Here is a 660-nt window from a genome sequence, read left to right as displayed (position 1 = left end):
ATTTTGGATTCTATTGATATGCTGTGTGCTGTCAGTGTTGTTGGTTGTGCCATTTGCTCTGCCTTCTGAGGGGCATCATCAAACATTTTTGCGACTAGGTAATCATGCAATGAATCAAGTGTTGGGCAATTAAAGAGCAGAGTGGCTGGCAGAGGGCGTTCTAAACTACGTATCAAGTGATTCCGAAATTCAACCGCCATCAAAGAGTCTAGTCCCATATTCATCAATCCCTGATAGGGATCAATTTTTTGATTAGATGCCAAACCGAGAACTCTGATCGCAGTTTTTTGAAGATGTTCCATCAAAAGGGCATCCCGGTCTTTCTCTGAGAGTGTTTGAAGCTGTTGCCGCAGACTGACTTCCTCTGAGGTGCTGCCTGCTGTTTGCCGCAATTTGGCTTCTTTTTCGTTACGCAAGTGGTGTGTAAAATATTCATAGAATGGCATATTCACGCCATCATGGGATAGATATTCAGCCCAATTGGTCGGTTGTACAGCAACTTGGGGGATTGTATGCTGATTAAGTTTTTGAATAAGTTGGACGAGAATATGCCTCCCTTGCTTTGGAGAAATTGCCGCGATTCCCCGTTGTTCCCATGATAAATTGGCTGCCATGCCGACTTCTGCCCAAGCCCCCCAGTTGATACTCAAGCTATTAGAT

The 660-nt window shown here is 44.4% G+C and carries 1 protein-coding gene; it reads right to left on the bottom strand.

The window, feature by feature from the left end; all coding sequences use genetic code 11:
- Positions 1-660, bottom strand: a 660-nt coding sequence (locus NWP17_RS11010) for an acyl carrier protein (RefSeq protein WP_280654957.1), incomplete at both ends; no start/stop codon positions are given.

This window comes from Chrysosporum bergii ANA360D (assembly GCF_029891735.1).
Lineage (GTDB): Bacteria > Cyanobacteriota > Cyanobacteriia > Cyanobacteriales > Nostocaceae > Umezakia > Umezakia bergii.
Note: the sequence above shows the minus strand (reverse complement) of the source record. Positions and strands in the feature narration are given on the sequence as shown.